We start from the raw sequence: 19,426 nt of genomic DNA, 5'->3' as shown, positions 1-19,426 counted from the left end.
CGACCCTGGGCGGGTCGTGCCCCTATCGCCTCGCTCGCCTTGTGCGCCACGCTCAACGCCTTCCTGGTCGTCTATCCGACTCGGCATCGCCCGGACTCCCTACCGCCGGGCGACGCAACTACAGCACGTTCTGGGAATTCTGAGAAGGCCGTACGCGAACGCACAACCGACCCTGAGAGTTTCCCAAGTACTACGCAGCGTAGACCAAACCCCCGGCCACGTTGTGCCGGGGTCGACTTCGACACTCCGGGAATCACATACACAGAGGACAGAGCCTCTCGCGGCGAGATCCACCCGCGTGCGGCATACTCGGACAGTACGTTTCGCGTCCCCCACGCCCCGCTCACGCCCGTGACGCGGCGCGACCATCCCCGACTCCGGAAACGAGGTTCTCGGCGCAGTGTGTGGCCTGCTCGGATTTCTGACAGCACAGACGGCTTCAACTCCGGATGGACGGACGGTGGAAACCACCGCGGCGCAGGTGTACGAGGCGCTGCACTGCCAGCGCCATCGTGGCCCGGATGAGAAGGGCACCTGGAACGACGAGCGGATGATCTTCGGATTCAATCGCCTGTCGATCATCGATATCGAGCACTCGCATCAGCCGCTGCGCTGGGGCCCGCCGGAGAATCCCGAACGGTACGCGCTCACCTTCAACGGCGAGATCTACAACTACCTGGAACTGCGCGAGGAGTTGCAGGCCGAGCACGGGGCCGAGTTCGGCGAGGCGCCCATGTTCCGGACCGAGGGCGACTCGGAGACCATCGTCGCCGCGTTCCACTACTGGGGCGCCAAGGCCGCGAGCCGGCTGCGCGGCATGTTCGCCTTCGCGGTGTGGGACACCGAGCTGAACAAGCTCTTCATCGCCCGCGACCCGTTCGGCATCAAGCCGCTGTTCCTGGCCACCGGCCCCGGCGGCACCGCCTTCTCCTCGGAGAAGAAGTCGATCCTGGAGCTGCTGGACGATCTGCAGCTCACCCACGACCTGGACCCGCGCGCGCTCGAGCACTACACGGTGCTGCAGTACGTGCCCGAGCCCGAGACCCTGCACAAGGACATCCGCCGCCTCGAATCCGGCTGCTACGCCTGGGTCGAGCCCGGCGAGGCGCCGCGCGTCACCCGTTACTTCAACCCGCAGTTCCGCATCGTCCCGTTCGGCAAGCCCGACGACGTGACCGCGCACGCGCCGACCACCCGCCCGCGTCCGGCCGCGCAGCGCCCGAACACCCCGGCCAATCGGTACAAGGAGATCGCCGAGGCCCTGGAGGACTCGGTCGCCAAGCACATGCGCGCCGATGTCACCGTCGGCTCGTTCCTGTCCGGCGGCATCGACTCCACGGCGATCGCGGCCCTGGCAATGCGGCACAACCCGAACCTGATCACCTTCACCACCGGTTTCGAGCGCGAGGGCTACTCGGAGGTGGATGTGGCGGCCGAGTCCGCGGCGGCCATCGGCGCCCGGCACGTGGTGCGCGTGGTGGGCCCGGAGGAGTTCGCGGCCTCGATCCCCGAAATCATCTGGTACCTGGACGATCCGGTCGCCGACCCGGCGCTGGTGCCGCTGTACTTCGTGGCCAAGGAAGCCCGCAAGCACGTCAAGGTGGTGCTGTCGGGCGAGGGCGCGGACGAGCTGTTCGGCGGCTACACCATCTACCGGGAACCGCTGTCGCTCAAGCCCTTCGAATACCTGCCCAAGCGGGTGCGCAAGCTGGCGGGCAAGCTGTCCGAGCGCATTCCGGAGGGCACCCGCGGCAAGAGCCTGCTCAATCGCGGTTCGATGACCCTGGAAGAGCGCTACTACGGCAACGCGCGCAGCTTCAACGACGCCCAATTACGTTCGGTGCTGCGGGAATTCCGCCCGGAGTGGACGCATCAGGACGTGACCGGTCCCATCTACGGCATGCAGGGCTATCACTGGGATCCGGTGACCCGCATGCAGCATCTGGACCTGTTCACCTGGCTGCGCGGCGACATCCTGGTCAAGGCCGACAAGGTGACCATGGCCAATTCCCTGGAGCTGCGGGTGCCGTTCCTGGATGCCGAGGTCTTCAAGGTGGCCGAGAAGCTGCCCTACGACCAGAAGATCACCAAGGAGACCACCAAGTACGCGCTGCGGCAGGCGCTGGAGGGCATCGTGCCCGGGCACGTCCTGCACCGCGCCAAGCTGGGTTTCCCGGTGCCGCTGCGGCATTGGCTGCGCGGGCCGGAGCTCTTCGACTGGGCGCGTACCCAGATCACCGAGTCCGGCACCGATCACCTCCTCGACAAGCCCGCGATCCTGGCCATGCTGGAGGCGCACCGCACCGGCCCGATCGACCACAGCCGCCGGTTGTGGACCCTGATCTGCTTCATGGTGTGGCACGGCATCTTCGTGGAGCACCGCATCAAGCCCGAGATCCAGGAACCGGTCTACCCGGTCAGCCTGTAGTGCTCCCCCGCCTCCCCGAGACTTCAGCGCACGGCTGAGAGCCGCCGACCGCCGGGAACGCGTGCCGGCGGTTGGGGGGCGAACCGATGTCGGGCGTCTCCGCCGAGTTACCCTGCTCGGCACGAAATCACTCGTTGCGTTCGAATGCGCGCGAGGAGAACCCGGTCAGCGGCGGAGCGATGTTTTCTCAGGCACAACACATGCATAGATACGCATGTATTGATGTATTCTCGGACGTATGGAGACCAAGGCGAAAGAGCGCACACGGGACGATCACGCGCACGGCGGCCCGCTCTCGGGCGCACGCATGGAGATGGGGTTCGCCATCACCTCCGGCGTCACCTACGCGGCGGGCATGATCGCGCGGTACGTGGTGCACACCCCGGCGGCGGTGTCGACGGCGCTGTTCGTGGCGACCTGTTTCTTCGGCGGCTTCTTCACCGTGCGCGGGGCCTACGAATCGATCCGGCGCGGGCGGTTCGAGGTGGACTTCCTGATGCTGGTCGCGGCGGCCGGCGCGGCGGCGGTCGGCAAATGGGCCGAGGGCTCGGTGCTGCTGTTCCTGTTCAGCCTCGGTCACGCGCTCGAGGAGTACGCCATGAGCCGGGCGCAGCGGTCCATCGAGGCCCTCGGTGAGCTGGCCCCGCGCACCGCGCTGGTGCGACGCGGCAGCGGTCCGGTCGAGGAGGTGCCGGTCGACGAGCTCGAGGTCGGCGATGTGGTTGTGGTGCTGCCGAATTCGCGGCCCGCCGCCGACGGCATCGTGATCGCGGGCAGCAGCGCGGTGGACGAATCCTCGGTCACCGGCGAGAGCATCCCGGTCGAGAAGCGGGCCGCCGATGATCCGGCCGCACTGTCCGGGGCGCGGGTGGTGCCCGAGGAGCACCGGGTGTTCGCGGGCACGCTGAACGGCTCCGGCGCACTGGAGATCATGGTGACCAGCCGGGCCGAGGACTCGACCCTGGCGCGGGTCATCGCCATGGTGCGCGATGCCGATGCCACCAAGTCCCCCACCCAGCGCTTCATCGACCGCTTCCAAGTCTTCTATGTCCCAGCGGTTCTCGCCGGCGTGCTGGCCGTCATCGGCTTCGGTGTGCTGCTGCTGAACGAGCCCTTCGGCGACAGCTTCTATCGCGGCATGGTGGTGCTGGTGGCGGCCAGCCCCTGCGCGCTGGCCATCGCCACGCCGAGTGCCGTGCTGGCGGGTATCGCGCGCGCCGCACAGGCCGGGGTGCTGGCCAAGGGCGGCGGGCCGCTCGAGTCGCTGGGCCGGGTCAAGGCCATCGCCTTCGACAAGACCGGCACCCTCACCTGGGGCCGCCCCCGCGTCACCGATATCGTGCCGGTCCGCGAGGAGGTGCGCGACGAGCTGATCGAGACGGTGTTCGCGGTCGAGTCCTACAGCGACCACCCGCTGGCCGCCGCCATCACCCGCGATCTGGCCCAGCAGGTCCCCGCCGACACCGAAACCGAAGCCGCCGAGGTGAATTCGGTGACCGGCCGCGGCGTGACCGCCCTGGTCTCCGGTCAGCCCACCGAGATCGGCAATGTCACCATGTTCACCGAACTCGATCCGGACGGCCTGCCCGCGCCGATCGTCGCGGCGGTGGACGACCTGCACGCCCACGGCCGCACCACCATGATCGTCCGCCGCGGCGGCGTCTACCTCGGCGTCATCGGCGTCATGGACGCCCCGCGCGCCGAGGCCGCACCCGTCATCGCCCGGCTGCGCGAACTCGGCATCACCGACATGGTGGTGATCTCCGGCGACCATCAGCGGGTGGCTGACGCGGTAGCCGACGGTCTCGGCCTGGACGCCGCGCACGGCAACCTGCTCCCCGAGGACAAGGTCACCATGATCGCCCGCCTGACCGCCCGCGGCGGCACCGCCATGGTCGGCGACGGCGTCAACGACGCCCCCGCCATGGTCAACTCCTCGGTCGGAATCGCCATGGGCGCAGGCGGTTCCGCCGTCGCCCTGGAAACCGCCGACGTGGCCCTGATGAGCGACGACATCGGCCGCCTCCCCTTCGCGGTGGCCCTGAGCCGCCAGACCGCGCGCATCATCCGCCAGAACCTCGCCTTCGCCCTGGTGATCGTGTCCATCCTGGTCCCCGCCACCCTGCTGGGCCTGCCCATCGGCCCGGCGGTCTTCGTCCACGAAGGCTCAACGTTGATAGTGGTGGCGAATGCCCTGCGCCTCTTGCGCTTCCGGCGCGGCGCGGAACACGACGGCATCGAACACGAGGCCCGTCCCGCCTAGCGCGAGAGAGCGAACGGTCCCGCACTCCCCCTCATGAGAGTGCGGGACCGTTCCGAATCACGCCTGATACGTCGGCTGCCCCGCGAGGTAGGTGGTGTGTACACCGATGTCGTACCACGTATCCGGGTCCGCGCGACGCGGATCGTTATCCAAGACAACTAGATCCGCGTACTTTCCAGGCGCAATCGACCCGGCAAGGTTCTCGGCGAACAACTGCCACGCCGGATCGATGGTCTGCGCGCGAATGGCCTGCTCGACCGTGATGCGCTCCTCCGCCGCCAGCACCCGCCCGGTCCGCGACTTCCGGGTAACCGCCGAGGCCACGCGCATGCGGACCTTGGCCAGGTTCCGGTCGCAGAGTTCGGTTACCAGCGGCCAGGGCGTGAACGCCATATCGCCGCACATGATGACCTGCGCCCGCAATCGGGCTCGCGTGCCCCTCGGCCGGTGCTTCGAGCCCGGATGCCGTGTACACATGTGCGTGTACACTTGAGAGATGTCCGAGATCAGCACCCGCGAACTCCGCGCCAACCTAGCGAAGTACATCGATGCCGCCGAGGCCGGGGAACACGTCGTCATCCTTCGCGACGGCCAGCCCGCGGCCGCGCTCGTACCACTGTCGGTTGTATATGCGGTCGACGACGCCGAGGACGAACTGCTTGCCCGTGAGGCCGCCGCCCGGCTCGCCTCCAGCGAGAAGACCGTCAGCATGGCAGAGGTGCTCGCCGACATATTCGAGGCGCGTAAGTGAAATATGCATTCCGATTCCTGGAATCGGCCCGCCGCGAACTGCGCGGTCTCGAACAGCGGGACGCCATGCGCCTGCTCACCGCGCTCACCGCCCTCGGCGACGACCCCTATGCCGAAGGTCTGGACATACGGAAACTCGCCGGGGTCGACGCCTACCGGCTGCGCGTCGGCCGGTTCCGGATCGTTTACCAAGTACAAGACGATGTGCTCGTGATTCTCGTCATCAAGGTCGGTTGGCGACGCGACGTGTACCGCGACCTTTAGGCCATCCAGGCAGCCCACCCTGCGCCATCGGTGAACAGGAGATCCGCGGAGATCATGACTTTCCTTCCATAGCTCACAATCCGGGAATCGACCGCGCCGACCGGCGGCATGGCTCAGAATATGCGACACCCGCTGAATAGCTGATGGTTCGCTAATCTCTAGCGAGTCACAATGCGGCGATCTCGTGAGGCGGTGTTGCGTGCAGGTTTTGACCGTTCTGTCCGGATCCACCCCGAACGTCACCGGGCTCGGCCACCGATGACCGAAACGTCCGTTCCCCCCGACACTCCCATCACGCAGGCGTGGCCGGCGGCCGTGGCAGGCCGGGCCGATCGTCGCGGCCAGGCGTTGTGGGCCACCGCCCTGCTGTCGTGCCCGCAGGGCATCGACCTCGCGATCCATTCCCTGGCAATGCCTTTGGCGGGCGCCGACCTGGGCATGAGCGATGGCGCGCTGGCGCTCGCGGCCAGTGTCGGCACGCTGCTGATGGCGGCGTGCATGCTCGGCGCGGGCATGCTCGGCGATCACACCGGCCGCCGCCGGGTCCTGCTCTACGGCACCCTGGGCACGGCGCTGGGCTGCCTGCTCACCGCCGCCGCCCCGAACACCGCGTTCTTCCTGCTCGGCCGGGCGCTGACGGGGGCGGGCACGGCGGCCGGCTTCGGCATGAGCCTGGCATTGCTGCCGACCCTGTTCTTCCCGCGCGAGCTGCCCAGGGCGTTCGGATTGTGGCTGGGGGTGCAGTCGGTGATCCTGCTGTCGGCGGATCTGGGCGGCGGTCTGCTGATCACCGAATTCGGCTGGCGCGCAGGCTATCTGCTGACCGCGGCCGCGGCGCTGGCGCCGGCCGCGGCGGGCTGGTTCGTCATCCCGGATTCCCGTGCCGCGCGGGCCCGCCGCTTCGACCTGATCGGCGTACTGCTGGCGGCGGCCGCCCTGATGACCCTGATCGGCGGCATCGGGCAGGCGTCCACCCGCGGCTGGGGCAGTCCGCTGGTGCTCGGCGGGGTGATCGTCGCCGTGGTGTTGCTGGCCGGCTTCTACTGGTGGGAACAGCACACGCCCGAGCCGGGTTTCCCGGTCGCGCTGTTCCGTTCCCCCGCCTTCAGCGCCGCCTGCCTCACCGGCGTGGTGTTCAATTTCGGCCACGCCGCCGTCATCCTGCAGACCGCGGCCCTGTTGGAGAACTACCTCGGCAAATCCGCGTTCACGGTCGTACTCGTCACCATCCCAGCGTGTTTCGGCATGATCGCCGGCGCGGTGCTGGCCGGCCGCGCTCAACAGCAGGGCACCGCCCCGCGCACGCTGTTCGTCGCCGGTCTGCTCTGCTGCGGCCTCGGCACCCTCCTGCTGTGCCTGGTCACTCCGCACACCGGCCTGGACTACTACGCGCTCGCGGGCGGTTTCATCGGGTTCGGCGTCATGTGCGCGCAGAATCCGCAGTCCGCGGTGATCATGTCCGCCGCCCCGCCCGGCATGGTGGGTTCGGTCGGCGCGGTGAAAACCGTGGTGGGACAACTGGGTTTCGGCCTGGGGCTGGGTGCGATGACACCGATCATCGGCGCGTTCCCGGGCAGCGCCCCGCGCGGCACCTCCACCGCCTACTTCCACGGCTTCACCGTCGCCATGGCCGTCACCACCGTGCTCATGCTGCTCGCGGCAGCCGGCGTGGCCGTGCTGATGCGGGCCCCCGCCACCGCATCCGCCGACCACACCGACTGAACCATCAGCGCCGCAACACCTTCCGGGCCAGATAGTTGCCGACGAACTGGATCACCTGCACCCCGGCGATGATGATCAGCGTCGCCACCAGCGTGACCTGCCAGTCGAAGCGCTGATAGCCGTACACCAGCGCGAAATCGCCCAGCCCGCCGCCGCCGACCGTGCCCGCCATGGCCGACATGTCGACGATGGCGATCACCACGAAGGTGTAGCCGAGCACCAAGGGGCCCAGGGCTTCCGGGATGAGCAGGGTCAGAATGATGCGCAGCGGGCCCGCGCCCATGGAACGCGCCGCCTCGATCACGCCCGGATCGACGGTGACCAGGTTCTGTTCCACGATGCGCGCGATGCCGAACGAAGCCGCCACGATCATCACGAAGGCCGCCGCGTCGGTGCCGATGGTGGTGCCGACGATCTCCAGCGTGATCGGGCCGAGCGCGGCCAGCAGGATGATGAACGGGATCGGGCGCACCACGTTCACCAGGAAGTTCAGCACCAGGTTGATGGGTGCGTTGGCGAGCAGGCCGCCCTTGCGAGTGGTGTAGAGCAGGGTGCCCAGGCCCAGGCCGATGACCCCGCCCACCACGAAGGTGAGCAGCACCAGGTAGACGGTGGTGCCGACGGCCTCGCTCAAGACCGGCCGGAGCTTGTCCCAATCCGTTTGCACGGCTGCGATATTCACGCGGACCTCCGCTCGGTCTCGACCGCGTCGCTTCGCACCGCGTCGTCGGCAACGGCATCCGGGGCGGAGTCCGCCCGCCCGCCACCGTAGGCCGCCAGTTCGGCCGCGACCTGCTCCACGGCCTCCTCCGGCCCGTCCAGCGCCACCGTGAAACTCCCGAAGGTCTTGTCCTGCAACGAACTCACGCCGCCGAACACGATCTCGAAGCCGACCCCGGCGCGAGCGGCGGTGGCCAGCACCGCACCCACACCTCGTTCGTCGCCGACATCCACCGTCACCAATCGCCCGGCATGCCGCTCTCCCAGCTTGCGCAGTTCCTCGGCGGTCGGGCGATTGTGCAGCACCGTCTCCACGAACGAGCGCGTCGGCGCGGCCTGCGGTGCGGCGAAGACATCGAAAGTCTGCGCCAATTCCACGATCCGGCCCTCGGCCAGCACCGCGACCCGATCGGCCACCGACCGGATCACATCCATCTCGTGCGTGATCACCACGATGGTGACCCCGAGTTCCCGGTTCACCTTCTTCAGCAGCCGCAGCACCTCCCCGGTGGTCTCCGGGTCCAGCGCCGAGGTCGCCTCGTCGGCCAGCAGCAGCGACGGTGAGGTGGCCAGCGCTCGCGCGATGCCCACCCGCTGTTTCTGCCCGCCGGACAGCTGATCCGGATAGCTGCGCGCCTTGTCGGTCAGGCCCACGAACTCCAGCAGTTCGGCCACGCGCTCCTTGCGCCGAGCGCGCGGCCAGCCCGCCACCTTGAGCGGATACTCGATATTGCCCGCCGCGGTACGGGATCGGAACAGGTTGAACTGCTGGAACACCATCCCGATATCGCGGCGCAGCTGCCGCACCCGCGACTCCGGCACCCCGGTGATGGGCTCGCCGCCGATGAGCACCGTGCCCGACGACGGCTTCTCCAGGGCGTTGATGAGCCGCACGAGCGTGCTCTTGCCCGCCCCGGAATAGCCGATCACGCCGAAGATCTCCCCGCGCTCGATGCGCAGATCGATCTCCGACAGTGCGGTGTGTCGTTGCTTACCGGCTTCGAAAACCTTGGTGACCGAACGGAATTCGACCGCCGCGCTTTCGTCGCTCACTTCTTCTCGCGCAGGGTCTGCTGCACCTTGGCCAGAATGGTCTCCAGTTCCGGCCCGGCGCGCTGCACCTCGACGGCGGTGCCCTTGGTGTTCTCCTGGACCGCCTTCTGCACCTCGGCGCCGTGCCAGATCTCGACCAGCTTCAGATAGGTCGGATTGGTCTTGTCGGCCGCGCGGGTGACGAACGCGTTGATGTACGGTTCCGCGCCCGGGCTCTTCGGATCATCCTTGAACAGCGCGGATTTCGGGTCGATGCCGGACTTCTGCAGGAAGGTGTTGTTGACGACGGATCCGTCCACCGACTCCAGCGACAGCGCGGTCTGCGCGGCGTCCACCGTGGTGACCTTGACCTTGGACGCGGCCTTGTCGATATCGGCCGCGGTGGGCTGGCGGACATCGGCGGAGGACAGCTTCAGCAGTCCGGCGGCCTGCAGCACGAACAGTGCCCGCGCCTGATTGGTCGGATCGTTCGGAATGGCGATCTCACCGCCCTGCGGGATCTCGGCCACCGACTTGTGCTTCTTGGAGTACAGCCCCAGCGGCACCACCTGCGTCGCCCCGATCGGCGTCAGGTCCTGATTGTTGGCCACGTTGTACTGGCCCAGGAACTGCAGGTGCTGGAACAGATTCACATCGATCTGCTGCTGCGCCAGCGCCGTGTTCGGCTGCGAGTAGTCCGAGTAGTGGGTGATCTTCAGCGTGATCCCCTGCTCCTTGGCCTTCTCCGCGAAGACGTCCCACTGCGGGTCGCTCTCGGTGGTGCCGATGCGCACCGTGTTCGCGTCGGTACTCTCGTTCTTGCCGCACGCCGTGGCCGTGAGGGTGAGGCCCGCGACTGCCGCTACCAGGACCGGGATCGCCAGTACCCGATGGAATTTCACTCGTGCTCCCGCATGATTCGTCGAAACAGAACCCGGCAATGGAACCGTTGCGGCAATCCACCGGCAATGGTTGCGATCCGGCGGAGTGAAAGGCTCGCCCGGCGACCGGTCGGCCGCCTATCTTGCGTGAAATGCGAAAAATGCGCCGTCTGCTGGTGATTCCTCTCCTCTTAGCGCTGTTCACCGCCGCCGCCTGTGGCAAGGACCACCCCGCCGATGTGGTGCGCATCGGTGTGAACGATCTCGCTCTCCCGCACTGGGACGTGTACAAGCGCAAGGCCGCCGAAGCGGGCATCACGGTCGAATTCACCAACTTCACCGATTACAACCAGCCCAATCCGGCGTTGTCGCAGGGCCGCGTGGACCTCAACAAGTTCCAGCACGTGCGCTACCTGGCCAACTACAACGCCCGCAACAACGACACGCTGGTGCCCCTCGGCGCGACCGAGATCTTCGCCTTGACCCTGTACTCCAAGAAGCACAAGACCGTCGCCGACATCCCGCAGGGCGGCGAAATCACCCTGAGCAACAATCCGGCGAACCAAGTCCGCCCACTGCTCAGCCTCGCCGCGGCCGGCCTGATCACGCTCAAGGGCGGCGCGACATGGGATTCCAAACTCGAGGACGTCGACAAGTCGGCCTCCAAGGTCCGCCTGACCCCGATCGATCCGACGCTCACCGCCCAATCATTGGAAAGCGTGGACGCCGCATTCGTCGATGACACCTTCGCCATCCCCGCCGGCCTGACCAAGAAGGAAACCATCTACACCGACGACCCCAACCGCGCCGACCTCAAGCAATACATCAACATCTTCGCCGCCCGAGCCGCCGACAAGGACAACCCCACCTACCTGAAACTGGCTCAGCTCTACCACGATCCGGAAGTCGAGGCGGCAATCCGAGCCGAAGCAGGCTACGACGGCATCTTCAAGACCAACACCCCTGCCGACCTCCAGGCGACCGCGACCGAGCTGGAAGCGAAGTTCCGCAAGTAGCGGCATCGGTTGGCCCGGCATACCGTCAGCCGTCGCCGGGTCAGCGGTCGGTGACCGGGGCGAGGGGGGATCGTTCGAGGACGATGCCGGATTCGGCGTCGGCGGCGCCGAGGTGGGCGAGCAGGCCGGCGAAGAAGCGATCGGGGTCGATGATCGTTTCGGGTGGATGTACGCCCGGTCGCCGGACCCGGCCGGCGACGAGCTGGGATAAGCCCAGTGCCAAGGGAATTCCGGTGGCGGTGGCCATATCGGTGGAGATCGCGAAACTCTCCAGGCCGCCGGACAGGCGCGCCAGTACGGTCTCGGGGCGTCCGGCGCGCGTTCCGGTCGCGACGGCGAAGAACGGCGGCAGCGTGCCCGGCGATCGGAAAAGGGGTGCCGCGAGGAGTGAGCGGATGCCGCGCCACGCACCGGGTTCGGCGAGCAGGGCGGCGGCCCGCTGGTTGCTCAACGCACCGGCGTCGATATCGCGCCGCAGGTCGTCCAGATAGGCGACGGTGGCGGACTTGATCACCATGAGATTGACCGCGTCGCCGGTGATTTCGAGGCTGCGATGCAAGGTCACCGGCTCGGGGTGGCCGACGGTGTAGGCGGTGCCGCGCCGGTCTCCGGGCAGCAGCATCCGCACCGGCCGCAGCGGGCGCTGCCGTACCAGCCGGCCGTCTCCGACCGTGGCGATGGTGCCGCTGATCTGCTGCATCCAGTGCACGGCCGCCGCGGAGGGACGGCCGTCCGGGCCGATCAACTGGGCGCGATCATCGTCCGCCCCAGCCGCATCCACCGGCCACGCGGTGTAGACGTCCCGCACCGAATCCAGATCGCGGGCCGCTGACCAGGCGAGCAGATTGCTCACCCCGGGGCTCGCCCCCATCCCGACGATCGCGCATACCCCGGCCGCCCGCGCCTCCGCGTCCAGGGCCAGCATGTCCAGGGTCGGCTCCCAGTCATCGCAGATATCGAGGTAGTCGGTTCCCGTCGCGATGGCGGCGCGCAGCACGGTGATCCCGAATTCGTAGTACGGCCCAACGGTATTGAGCACCACATCGGCCTCTTCCAGCGCCGCACGCAGCCCATCCGAATCGGTGACATCGACCTGCGCCACTCGCAGCCGCACCGTGGCATCGGACAAGTCCGCCGCCAACGCCCGCGCCGCCCCGATATCCCGATCCGCGATGACGATCTCGTCCACATCCGGAAAGTCCGCCGCGACCCGCACCGCCGCCGCTCCCATCGCCCCTGCTCCACCGAGCGCCAGCACCCTCATCACAGCCTCCGATCGAACTAATCGTTCATTTCTTCTACGACCGCATTGTAGTTGAACGATTCTGAAATCGTGCTGAGAGATTTCGCGGTGGGCATACCCCGCAGAGGACAGCTGTCAGCAGCGAGCGGGCCGAGCCAGTGGCGGCAGGCGGTAGGTGGCGGCGGGCCCCGCGCTACAAGCGGGATCAGGTCGGAGCTACGGGCGGCAGGCAGCCGGAGCTACGAGCGGGAGCAGGCCAGAGCTACGAGCGGGAGCAGGCCAGAGCTACGAGCGGGAGCGGAGCTACGAAACCCGGTGCGGGATTGGTTGAGCCGGGGCCAGGTATACGGCACGCCGGCACCGCGCGCAGGACGGGTCAGCGCGCGGCGGCTTCGCGCAGCACGTCGGAGTACACGCGGAACAAGCGGATCGCGTCGGGCTGTTCGGCGCGCAGCAGTTCCGACCAGCATTGCGCCACAACGGCTCTCGCTTCGGCGCCGATCCACGGGGCAGGCAGCAGTTCGGGCGGGAGCAGGGGGTCGGGATCCATGACCCGGCTGAATTCAGCGGCCAGCTCGACCGCGATGGTGGTGCGCTCGGTGTCGGTCAGCGCCTGCACATCGTGGAGCCGATCCAGTTGCCGCCGCGCGAACCGCAGCAATCGATCATGCTCGGCCGCCAGCCGATCCAGCGGCCACAGCCGCGCGGCCAGCTCCCGCGCCCCGTCCGTGCGGCCGATCCGCAGATCCGTGGTCGTCATGGTGCTGATGTACTCCCCGACCCCGAATTCCCCTGCGGCATCGGCGATCCGGTCTTCCCACGCATTCGGCGACACATACAGCCCACCCTGAATCGCGGCCCCGCCCAAGTACCCGATCGCATCCCGCATGGCATCGCGCCCCTGCCGCTCGGTCTCCGGCACCGCGAACGCCACCACATGCCACACGCCGTCCCAAGGCGCATCCCCCCGATCCTGCGCATACATGTACCGCAGGTATTCCAGCTCCGGCTCGATCGACCGCCGCATCTTGTCACCGGCCCGCAGCAAGGCCTTCCGCCCGCGCCCCTCCTGCGTGAACTGCCCATCCGCGACCAGTCGACGCACACACAACCGCACCTGCTGATCACTCATCCCGAGGGCATTGCCCACGGCATACAACTCCCCCGCGTCGATGGTGGAATCCTCGCGAATCATGCTCTCGACCAGCGTCCGCGTCGGAACCTCCGTCCCGTCCTCCCGGTCGCCCACCATCCACCTCACACCCTCGCCCAGCGGTCATCTGCGTCGCCGCCATCCTACGTTCAGACGATCCCCGGTCGTGGCCGACGTGCACGAACATGCCGATCCCGGCTGGCCGCCAATAGGTTCATATCGGAGCGATCGGCCTTCCTCAGCCGCGGTGGCGAAGCGAAACGCTGACGGTACGCCGCGCCCACTCGGTCCCTGCGAGCACTGAGAACAGCCGCTGCGGCAGCACCGTCACCGGATCGCGGTTCGCCGCGCTGCGTTATCTATCCGCTAGTGCGGGATCCACCAAACTTCGCGAGGGTAGCGCCCCGTCATCCCGGCATGCTTTCAGCCGGGATCCACACGACGTTTGGTGGATTCCCGCCAAAAGCATGCGGAAATGGCGGGTGCCCGCCCGGCCGACGTCGGTGGACACTGCGCTACGCGATACATCGCCGGCGGCATCGTTCAGTCGCGACCGCGGCTGGTCTTGACGCGGGCGGCGGCGATGATGGTGATGACGATGACGGTCATCATCTGGAGCGCGGTCCAGTTGGTGGGTTCTTCCGGAACCGGCGCGGCGGCAATGGGATACACGTGTGGGGGCCGGGGCGGCGGGACGACGACGGGCGCTGGGGGCGCCACTTCCGGAGCGGGCACCGGGGCTATGGGTGCGGCGACCGGGGCGACGGGGGTCGGAATCTCCAGGGGGATGCCGGGTTCGGGGGTAGGTGGGACGGGGATGAGCAGGAGGCAGGTAATCAGGGCGCTGCCGGTGACGGCGCTGCCGACCACCACGCTGCCCGCGCCGGCGGAGCCGGGACCGACCAGGCCGCTGGAGCCGGGAACGAATCCCGGTCCGAGCAGACCGGATCCGAAGCCGCTGCCGGTGGCGAGGCCGAGCAGGATCGCGCCGACGCCGACCACCGCGCTGCCCGCGCAGGCGGTGAGCACGCTGCCGGATTCGAGACCCAGCATTTCGCCGAGCGTGCTCGGACCGGCCACGGGGGTGCCACCGAAGTCGCGGCCGAGCTTGCCGCCCGCCTCGGTGCCGGAGCTGCCGGTCAGGCTGCTGCCGGTCTTGATGTACGCCCCGCCGTCGATATCCGCCGCACCCGGTCCGAGGCCGAGGGCGCTGCCGGTCGCAGGTCCCGCCGCCGGATTCCCGGCACTGCCACTGCCGCCCGTTTGCCCGAGTCCGCCGAGCGCACTACCGGTTCCGGCGGCATCGCCGGGAATCCCCAAGGCGCTGCCGGTCCCGGCGGCATCTCCGAGAGTCCCCACGGCGCTGCCGGTCCCGGCGGCATCTCCGAGAGTCCCCACGGCGCTGCCGCTTCCGGCGACCTGCCCGGGGTTGCCCATCGCGCTGCCGGTGCCGGCCGCCGCACCGCTGGGACCGAGGCCCAGCGAGCTTCCACTGTTGGCTCCGCCGTCTCCGCTGCCGGAGTAGGAACTGCCGGTTCCCATTCCGAGCCCGCTGCCGGACGGTGCGGCCACTGCTCCGGGCCCGTCCGAACCGCCGCTGCCGGTGACGACTTCACCGAGGAAAGGTAGGTCCGGCAGGTCCGGGTCGGCGGTGGCGGGCCCGGTGGCGATGAGGGCTGCGGCGATCGGCACCGCCGTCGCCATCGCGATTCCCTTCGCGGCCTTGCGGTTTCGGCCATCCCTGGTTGCGGGCGCCATGGGCGGATCCCTCCGTGCGTGCGATTCTCAGCGCGGCAGCAGCGCGCCGACGGTACTGGAGGACGTGATCTGCTGGAAGCGCGACATCGCCAGCTCGTAGGCCTCTTTGGACACGGTGTTGCCGCCCGCGAACGGCTGGTCGAGCTGGTAGATCGCCACGATCACACCGCCGATCACCAACCCGAACAGCGCGGTCATGAGCACGCTGCGCTTGGTCACCATCACCCCGGACAGCACGGTGCCCAGCAGCAGCATGCCGGTCCCGAACCAGAGCGCGATGTACAGGAACCCCGGCAGCTTGTACTCGGCATCGAGCGCTCGGTCGTAGCGCGCCTCCGCGACGGCGTCCAACGCCGTATCCGCCTTGTCCTGCAACGCTTTCACATCCGGATCGGTGCCGGGAATCGCCGACACGGTGGACCGCAGATCGTCGAAGGTGTCCTGTGCGTCCGGGCTCAGCCGCCGCTCGGAATCCATCACGTCCCACTCGTCTCCGACCACCTGCTTGGTGTACTCCCGCGTCAATCCCTGGATCTGGATGCGGTAGTCGTCGGGCAGATCGTTGGCCGCTTCGTACACCGTCACCAGCCCTTTGGCCTCGGACACGGTGTGCGCGTGCGCGGTGTCGTACTGCTGCCACAGAATGACCACCACGAACGCGACGATGGCCGCGAAGAACATATTGACCAGATCCAGCACCATCGTGCTGGACGCCTCGTCATCGGAATGCCGCCACGACTTGGGCCGCAGCTTGTCGCCGACGAGGAACACCACCACCGCGACGACCGCGAACAACACGAGCACGCCCATACGCAAAGCCATAGCGCGACCCCATCTCCAGACCCGGGCAGATTCGATCGGAAGGTATTCGCTGCCACGGGGCGGTCGGATTGCGAAGCGCAAACAATCTGTTACGCGGGAGGTTTCCGTGCGGCGCGTCGCAGGCGTGTTGGGGTGCGGCGAGATTCGGCCGAACGCTAGTTACGGTGTCGTAGTTACGCTACCGTACGGATATTGCCGCCGCGGTCCGCTCCTGATCGAGCCCGTCCCGCGGCGCCCGCACGAGAGGACGTCATGAATCCGCACATTCGTCGATCCATCGGAGACCCCTGTGTAGTCGTGGGCGCGGGGCCGGTCGGGCTCATCGCCGCCCTCACGCTGGCCCGGCACGGCCTGCCCACGCTGGTGCTGGAATCGGAACCGCTGCAACGGATTCGGCCTGGAAGCCGGGCGATCGCGCTGGCTCGGCCAACATTGCGGCGGTTCGAATCGGTGCTGCCCGGATTGGGGCGCGCCATCGCGGCGGACGGCATCGGGGTGACCGGGTACGACGCGTATTACGAAGGGCGGCGAATCTTCCACTACCGCAGCGGGAGTGGAGTGCTGGGCCGCGTGGCACGCGCCGACCGGCTGGTCACCAGCTTGCCGCAGCGCGCCACCGAGCGGCATCTGTACGAGGCCTGCGTTCGAGCCGGGGTGGAATTCCGCTGGGAGAGCAGCGTTTCCGACCTGGAATCCCATCCCGGTGGGGTGCGTATCGCCTTGCGGTCCGGGGGTGTTCTCGACGCGGACTATGTGATCGGCGCGGACGGCGCCCGGTCCGTAGTGCGCAAGGCCATCGGCGCGACCATGATCGGACATACCGATGACACCCCCTTCATCATCGTCGATGTCGAGGAACTGCCCGACGGTTCGACACCGAACACGCCCGGCCACTTCCACTATCGGCATCCCGCGCTGAACGGCCGCAATGTCATGCACATGCCGTTCCGCGGCGGCATGCGCATCGACCTGCAATGCCTGCCCGGCGACGATGCCGAACAGCTCGCCACCCGGGACGGCATCCGGGAATGGACCGCGCCGATCGTTTCGCCCTGGTACGCCGACCACATCACCTGGGTGTCCACCTACCGCTTCCATCAGGTCGTCGCGGACACCTACACCGATCCGCACCGGCGCGTCCTGCTCGCCGGCGAGGCCGCGCACCTCTTCGCGCCATGGGGTGGGCGGGGGCTCAACTCCGGGGTGCTGGATGCCACCGATGCGGCGAAAGCCATTGCCGCCGCGGTGCATTCAGCCGATCGTGCGGAGGCGCACCGGGTCATCACCCGCTGCGCCGCCGACCGGCGCGCCTGGGGTCTGCACAATCGCGATGTGTCGTCCCGGGCGCTCCGCATCATGCGCGCCACCGATCCCGCCGTGCGCCGCCGCCGCACCCTGGCCGCGCGACTCGCGCCCGTCTGCCCGCCCGCCGGGGCCTGGCTCGCCAATGGACCGATCCAGCTCACTCCGCCCCGGCTGGGCAGCACGGATCTGTATTGATCAGCCGCCGCGCTGCCAGCTAGGCCGACCGCGGATGCGCACTGTCGCAGCTGATTACGACAGGTACGCCGATCGCGGATACGGACTGTCGCAGCTGATTACGACAGGTACGCCGATCGCGGATACGGACTGTCACAGCTGATTACGACAGGTATGCGAGCTCGTGATGCAATCTGACCCACTGGTCCGGATGCACGTATCCGACCAGACTGTCAGGTGCGATCCCGGCCGCCGCCAACGCGTCGTCCACGGCCCGGTACCGGGTCCGCAGCGACGCCCGCACCGAACCACCGACACCGGAGAACCCGAGCTCCAGCAACTCGGCATAGCTACGCCGCTCTCGCACCAGCGGTTTCGCGCGCCGGTCGATCCGCAGGATGCCGGCATCGACCGACGGAATCGGCCGGAAGCTGCTCCGATCCACCCGACCGGCCAGTTCCCAGGTGAACCACGGCCAGCTGCGCGCGGTGACCAGACTCCACCGCCCGTAATCACCGGTGCGTTTGCGGGCGTACTCCAGCTGCGTGAGCAAAGTCGCCGAGGTGAGCGCGGGCGCCCGCACACACCAGTCCACGATCGCCGCCGTCGCCGAGAACGGAATGTTCCCCACCACGGCGAACGGTTCGCCCGGCGGCCGCGCCTTGGTGAAATCGCCCCGCACGACCGTGATTCCGGCCTCCGCGCGGGTACGCGCCACCAGCTTCCCGGCCATCACCGGATCGATCTCGTACGCGGTCACCGCCGCCCCACGCGCCGCGAGCGCCCGGGTCAGCACCCCGTCCCCCGCGCCCGGCTCGAGCACCCGCCCGCCCGGATCCGCCACCGCCAGCAGCGATTCCACCGCCTCGCCATCGACGAGGAAATTCTGCGACAACTCCCGCCTGGCCCGATCCCGTGGGCTCCGCCCACCGACCCCGGCCTTGTCCTGAAATGAAAAGTTCTGCGCCACAGCGGTTGCCCTTCCGGGTCTTCGAGGAATGGAACACTCGAAGGGCCCTGGGCGCGCCTGCGGACGCGCGTATTCAGACGCCTGCGTCCGCTAGCGGGCCAGAGCCCGGCACAGCCGCAAACGCATGAAACAGCTACATGACATGCCGCCCACCCTAGAAACCGCTGACCCGTCCAGCAATCGAATTTCGGCCCCATCCGCTCGGCAGGGCGCAACGCCGGTCCCCTAGCGTGAAACCCGTGCCCGCCGAACGCCGCCCCCGCCAGCCCCGCATGGATCTCGAGGTCCGCCGCGAACAGATCCTCGACGCCACCTTGCGCCTGGTCACCCGCGACGGCTACGCGGCCACCACCATGGAGGCCATCGCCCGGGAAGTTCAGCTCGCGAAACCACGTGTCTACGCGGCATACCCGGGTCGCGGCCCGCTCCTGCTGGCCCTGCTGGAACGCGAGCAACGCCGAGTCCTCTCCCAACTCGACACCGCTATGCCCGCCCACGCGGATCGCACCGACTTCGCCACCACCCTGGCCACCGCCGCCGCGAATATGCTCCGCGCCGCCACCCATCACCGCGATTCGGCGAGCTTGCTGATCCTTCCCGCTGACGACGCCCCCGCCGAAGTCCGCGAATACACCGCCCGCGCCCGCGAATTCGCCCTGTCGAACCTGCGCGCCTTGATCGCCTGGGCCGATGAGCGCTCCGACGGCCCTCGCGGCCTGGACCCGGAAATCCTGGCCATCGCCCTGCTGGCGGTCGGCGAGCAACTGCTGCGCTCCGCGCTCACCGACCCGGAACGTTTCCCGCTCGAGCGCCTGCTCGAGTTCGTGCACGCGGCGGTCGGCCAACTGGTCCCAAAGTGATCATGAGACTTTTGCTCCACTTTTCCCGTCGATCTGTCGGGAAACGGATTCAGGAGCCCGAAAAG

16 protein-coding genes and 1 pseudogene are annotated in these 19,426 nt (G+C 68.2%); 8 read left to right on the top strand and 9 right to left on the bottom strand.

What is annotated here, in order from left to right:
* The first annotated feature begins 400 nt into the window (after positions 1 to 400).
* Both asnB and LTV02_RS34075 read left to right on the top strand, forming a co-directional pair.
* The gene (gene asnB / locus LTV02_RS34080; RefSeq protein WP_408639299.1) at positions 401 to 2,428 is read left to right on the top strand and encodes an asparagine synthase (glutamine-hydrolyzing); all 2,028 of its coding nucleotides are present in this window, start codon (positions 401 to 403) and stop codon (positions 2,426 to 2,428) included.
* A 238-nt stretch (positions 2,429 to 2,666) separates the two neighbouring features.
* Positions 2,667 to 4,691 carry a heavy metal translocating P-type ATPase gene (locus tag LTV02_RS34075; protein ID WP_233035713.1) on the top strand — a complete coding sequence of 675 codons (2,025 nt, stop codon included), beginning with the start codon at positions 2,667 to 2,669 and terminating at the stop codon, positions 4,689 to 4,691.
* Positions 4,692 to 4,748: 57 nt separating this feature from the next.
* Here the strand turns inward: LTV02_RS34075 and LTV02_RS34070 are convergent.
* Positions 4,749 to 5,015 (bottom strand): annotated as a pseudogene (locus tag LTV02_RS34070) (amidohydrolase family protein); the annotation flags it as partial.
* A gap of 172 nt (positions 5,016 to 5,187) precedes the next feature.
* Between LTV02_RS34070 and LTV02_RS34065 the strand changes: the two are divergent.
* From LTV02_RS34065 to LTV02_RS34055, 3 genes are all read left to right on the top strand, one after another.
* The gene (locus tag LTV02_RS34065) at positions 5,188 to 5,442 is read left to right on the top strand and encodes a type II toxin-antitoxin system Phd/YefM family antitoxin (RefSeq protein ID WP_233035712.1); all 255 of its coding nucleotides are present in this window, start codon (positions 5,188 to 5,190) and stop codon (positions 5,440 to 5,442) included.
* Complete coding sequence (locus tag LTV02_RS34060) at positions 5,439 to 5,705, top strand: type II toxin-antitoxin system RelE family toxin (RefSeq protein ID WP_233035711.1); 267 nt, start codon at positions 5,439 to 5,441, stop codon at positions 5,703 to 5,705. The genes LTV02_RS34065 and LTV02_RS34060 overlap by 4 nt, the downstream gene beginning before the upstream one ends.
* A gap of 258 nt (positions 5,706 to 5,963) precedes the next feature.
* Positions 5,964 to 7,427: an MFS transporter gene (locus LTV02_RS34055; protein WP_233035710.1), complete on the top strand. Its 1,464-nt coding sequence runs from the start codon at positions 5,964 to 5,966 to the stop codon at positions 7,425 to 7,427.
* Positions 7,428 to 7,431: 4 nt separating this feature from the next.
* Here the strand turns inward: LTV02_RS34055 and LTV02_RS34050 are convergent, their stop codons facing one another.
* From LTV02_RS34050 to LTV02_RS34040, 3 genes are read right to left on the bottom strand one after another with little or no spacing between them, the layout of a single operon-like run.
* Positions 7,432 to 8,109, bottom strand: a complete 678-nt coding sequence (locus LTV02_RS34050) for a methionine ABC transporter permease (RefSeq protein ID WP_408639298.1) — start codon at positions 8,107 to 8,109, stop codon at positions 7,432 to 7,434.
* Positions 8,106 to 9,200 carry a methionine ABC transporter ATP-binding protein gene (locus tag LTV02_RS34045; protein WP_233035709.1) on the bottom strand — a complete coding sequence of 365 codons (1,095 nt, stop codon included), beginning with the start codon at positions 9,198 to 9,200 and terminating at the stop codon, positions 8,106 to 8,108. Before LTV02_RS34045 ends, LTV02_RS34050 begins: the two co-directional genes overlap by 4 nt.
* Positions 9,197 to 10,081, bottom strand: coding sequence for a MetQ/NlpA family ABC transporter substrate-binding protein (locus tag LTV02_RS34040; protein ID WP_233035708.1), 885 nt, complete (start codon positions 10,079 to 10,081; stop codon positions 9,197 to 9,199). The genes LTV02_RS34045 and LTV02_RS34040 overlap by 4 nt, the downstream gene beginning before the upstream one ends.
* 131 nt (positions 10,082 to 10,212) lie before the next feature.
* Here LTV02_RS34040 and LTV02_RS34035 point away from each other — a divergent pair, with 131 nt between their 5' ends.
* Complete coding sequence (locus tag LTV02_RS34035) at positions 10,213 to 11,076, top strand: MetQ/NlpA family ABC transporter substrate-binding protein (protein ID WP_233035707.1); 864 nt, start codon at positions 10,213 to 10,215, stop codon at positions 11,074 to 11,076.
* A 40-nt stretch (positions 11,077 to 11,116) separates the two neighbouring features.
* Here the strand turns inward: LTV02_RS34035 and LTV02_RS34030 are convergent, their stop codons facing one another.
* The 4 genes from LTV02_RS34030 to LTV02_RS34015 form a co-directional block, all read right to left on the bottom strand.
* Positions 11,117 to 12,340, bottom strand: a complete 1,224-nt coding sequence (locus tag LTV02_RS34030) for a saccharopine dehydrogenase family protein (RefSeq protein WP_233035706.1) — start codon at positions 12,338 to 12,340, stop codon at positions 11,117 to 11,119.
* Positions 12,341 to 12,695: 355 nt separating this feature from the next.
* Complete coding sequence (locus tag LTV02_RS34025; protein ID WP_233035705.1) at positions 12,696 to 13,571, bottom strand: PaaX family transcriptional regulator C-terminal domain-containing protein; 876 nt, start codon at positions 13,569 to 13,571, stop codon at positions 12,696 to 12,698.
* 444 nt (positions 13,572 to 14,015) lie between these two features.
* Positions 14,016 to 15,176, bottom strand: coding sequence for a hypothetical protein (locus tag LTV02_RS39395; protein ID WP_269821581.1), 1,161 nt, complete (start codon positions 15,174 to 15,176; stop codon positions 14,016 to 14,018).
* A gap of 81 nt (positions 15,177 to 15,257) precedes the next feature.
* On the bottom strand, positions 15,258 to 16,052 hold the full coding sequence (locus LTV02_RS34015) for a bestrophin-like domain (RefSeq protein ID WP_233035704.1): 795 nt from the start codon (positions 16,050 to 16,052) through the stop codon (positions 15,258 to 15,260).
* Positions 16,053 to 16,349: 297 nt separating this feature from the next.
* Here LTV02_RS34015 and LTV02_RS34010 point away from each other — a divergent pair, with 297 nt between their 5' ends.
* Entirely contained in the window at positions 16,350 to 17,552 is a 1,203-nt protein-coding gene (locus LTV02_RS34010; protein WP_233035703.1) for an FAD-dependent oxidoreductase, read from the top strand.
* A gap of 142 nt (positions 17,553 to 17,694) precedes the next feature.
* On the opposite strand, the gene erm is transcribed toward LTV02_RS34010, so the two are convergent.
* A complete protein-coding gene (erm, locus tag LTV02_RS34005) occupies positions 17,695 to 18,501 on the bottom strand; it encodes an ErmE/ErmH/ErmO/ErmR family 23S rRNA (adenine(2058)-N(6))-methyltransferase (RefSeq protein ID WP_408639297.1) in 807 nt (268 codons plus the stop codon).
* A 239-nt stretch (positions 18,502 to 18,740) separates the two neighbouring features.
* On the opposite strand from erm, the gene LTV02_RS34000 reads away from it, so the two are divergent.
* Positions 18,741 to 19,361: a TetR/AcrR family transcriptional regulator gene (locus LTV02_RS34000; protein WP_233035701.1), complete on the top strand. Its 621-nt coding sequence runs from the start codon at positions 18,741 to 18,743 to the stop codon at positions 19,359 to 19,361.
* Positions 19,362 to 19,426 lie beyond the last annotated feature (65 nt).

The sequence above is a fragment of the Nocardia yamanashiensis genome, assembly GCF_021183565.1.
Lineage (GTDB): Bacteria > Actinomycetota > Actinomycetes > Mycobacteriales > Mycobacteriaceae > Nocardia > Nocardia yamanashiensis.
This window is presented reverse-complemented; position numbering and strand designations above follow the sequence as displayed.

Coding starts and splice junctions, on each gene's coding strand:
- LTV02_RS34075 (WP_233035713.1), top strand. CDS start 2,667: ATGGAGACCAAGGCGAAAGAGCGCACACGGGACGATCACGCGCACGGC.
- LTV02_RS34065 (WP_233035712.1), top strand. CDS start 5,188: ATGTCCGAGATCAGCACCCGCGAACTCCGCGCCAACCTAGCGAAGTAC.
- LTV02_RS34055 (WP_233035710.1), top strand. CDS start 5,964: ATGACCGAAACGTCCGTTCCCCCCGACACTCCCATCACGCAGGCGTGG.
- LTV02_RS34035 (WP_233035707.1), top strand. CDS start 10,213: ATGCGAAAAATGCGCCGTCTGCTGGTGATTCCTCTCCTCTTAGCGCTG.
- LTV02_RS34030 (WP_233035706.1), bottom strand. CDS start 12,340: ATGAGGGTGCTGGCGCTCGGTGGAGCAGGGGCGATGGGAGCGGCGGCG.
- LTV02_RS34025 (WP_233035705.1), bottom strand. CDS start 13,571: ATGGTGGGCGACCGGGAGGACGGGACGGAGGTTCCGACGCGGACGCTG.
- LTV02_RS39395 (WP_269821581.1), bottom strand. CDS start 15,176: ATGGCGACGGCGGTGCCGATCGCCGCAGCCCTCATCGCCACCGGGCCC.
- LTV02_RS34015 (WP_233035704.1), bottom strand. CDS start 16,052: ATGGCTTTGCGTATGGGCGTGCTCGTGTTGTTCGCGGTCGTCGCGGTG.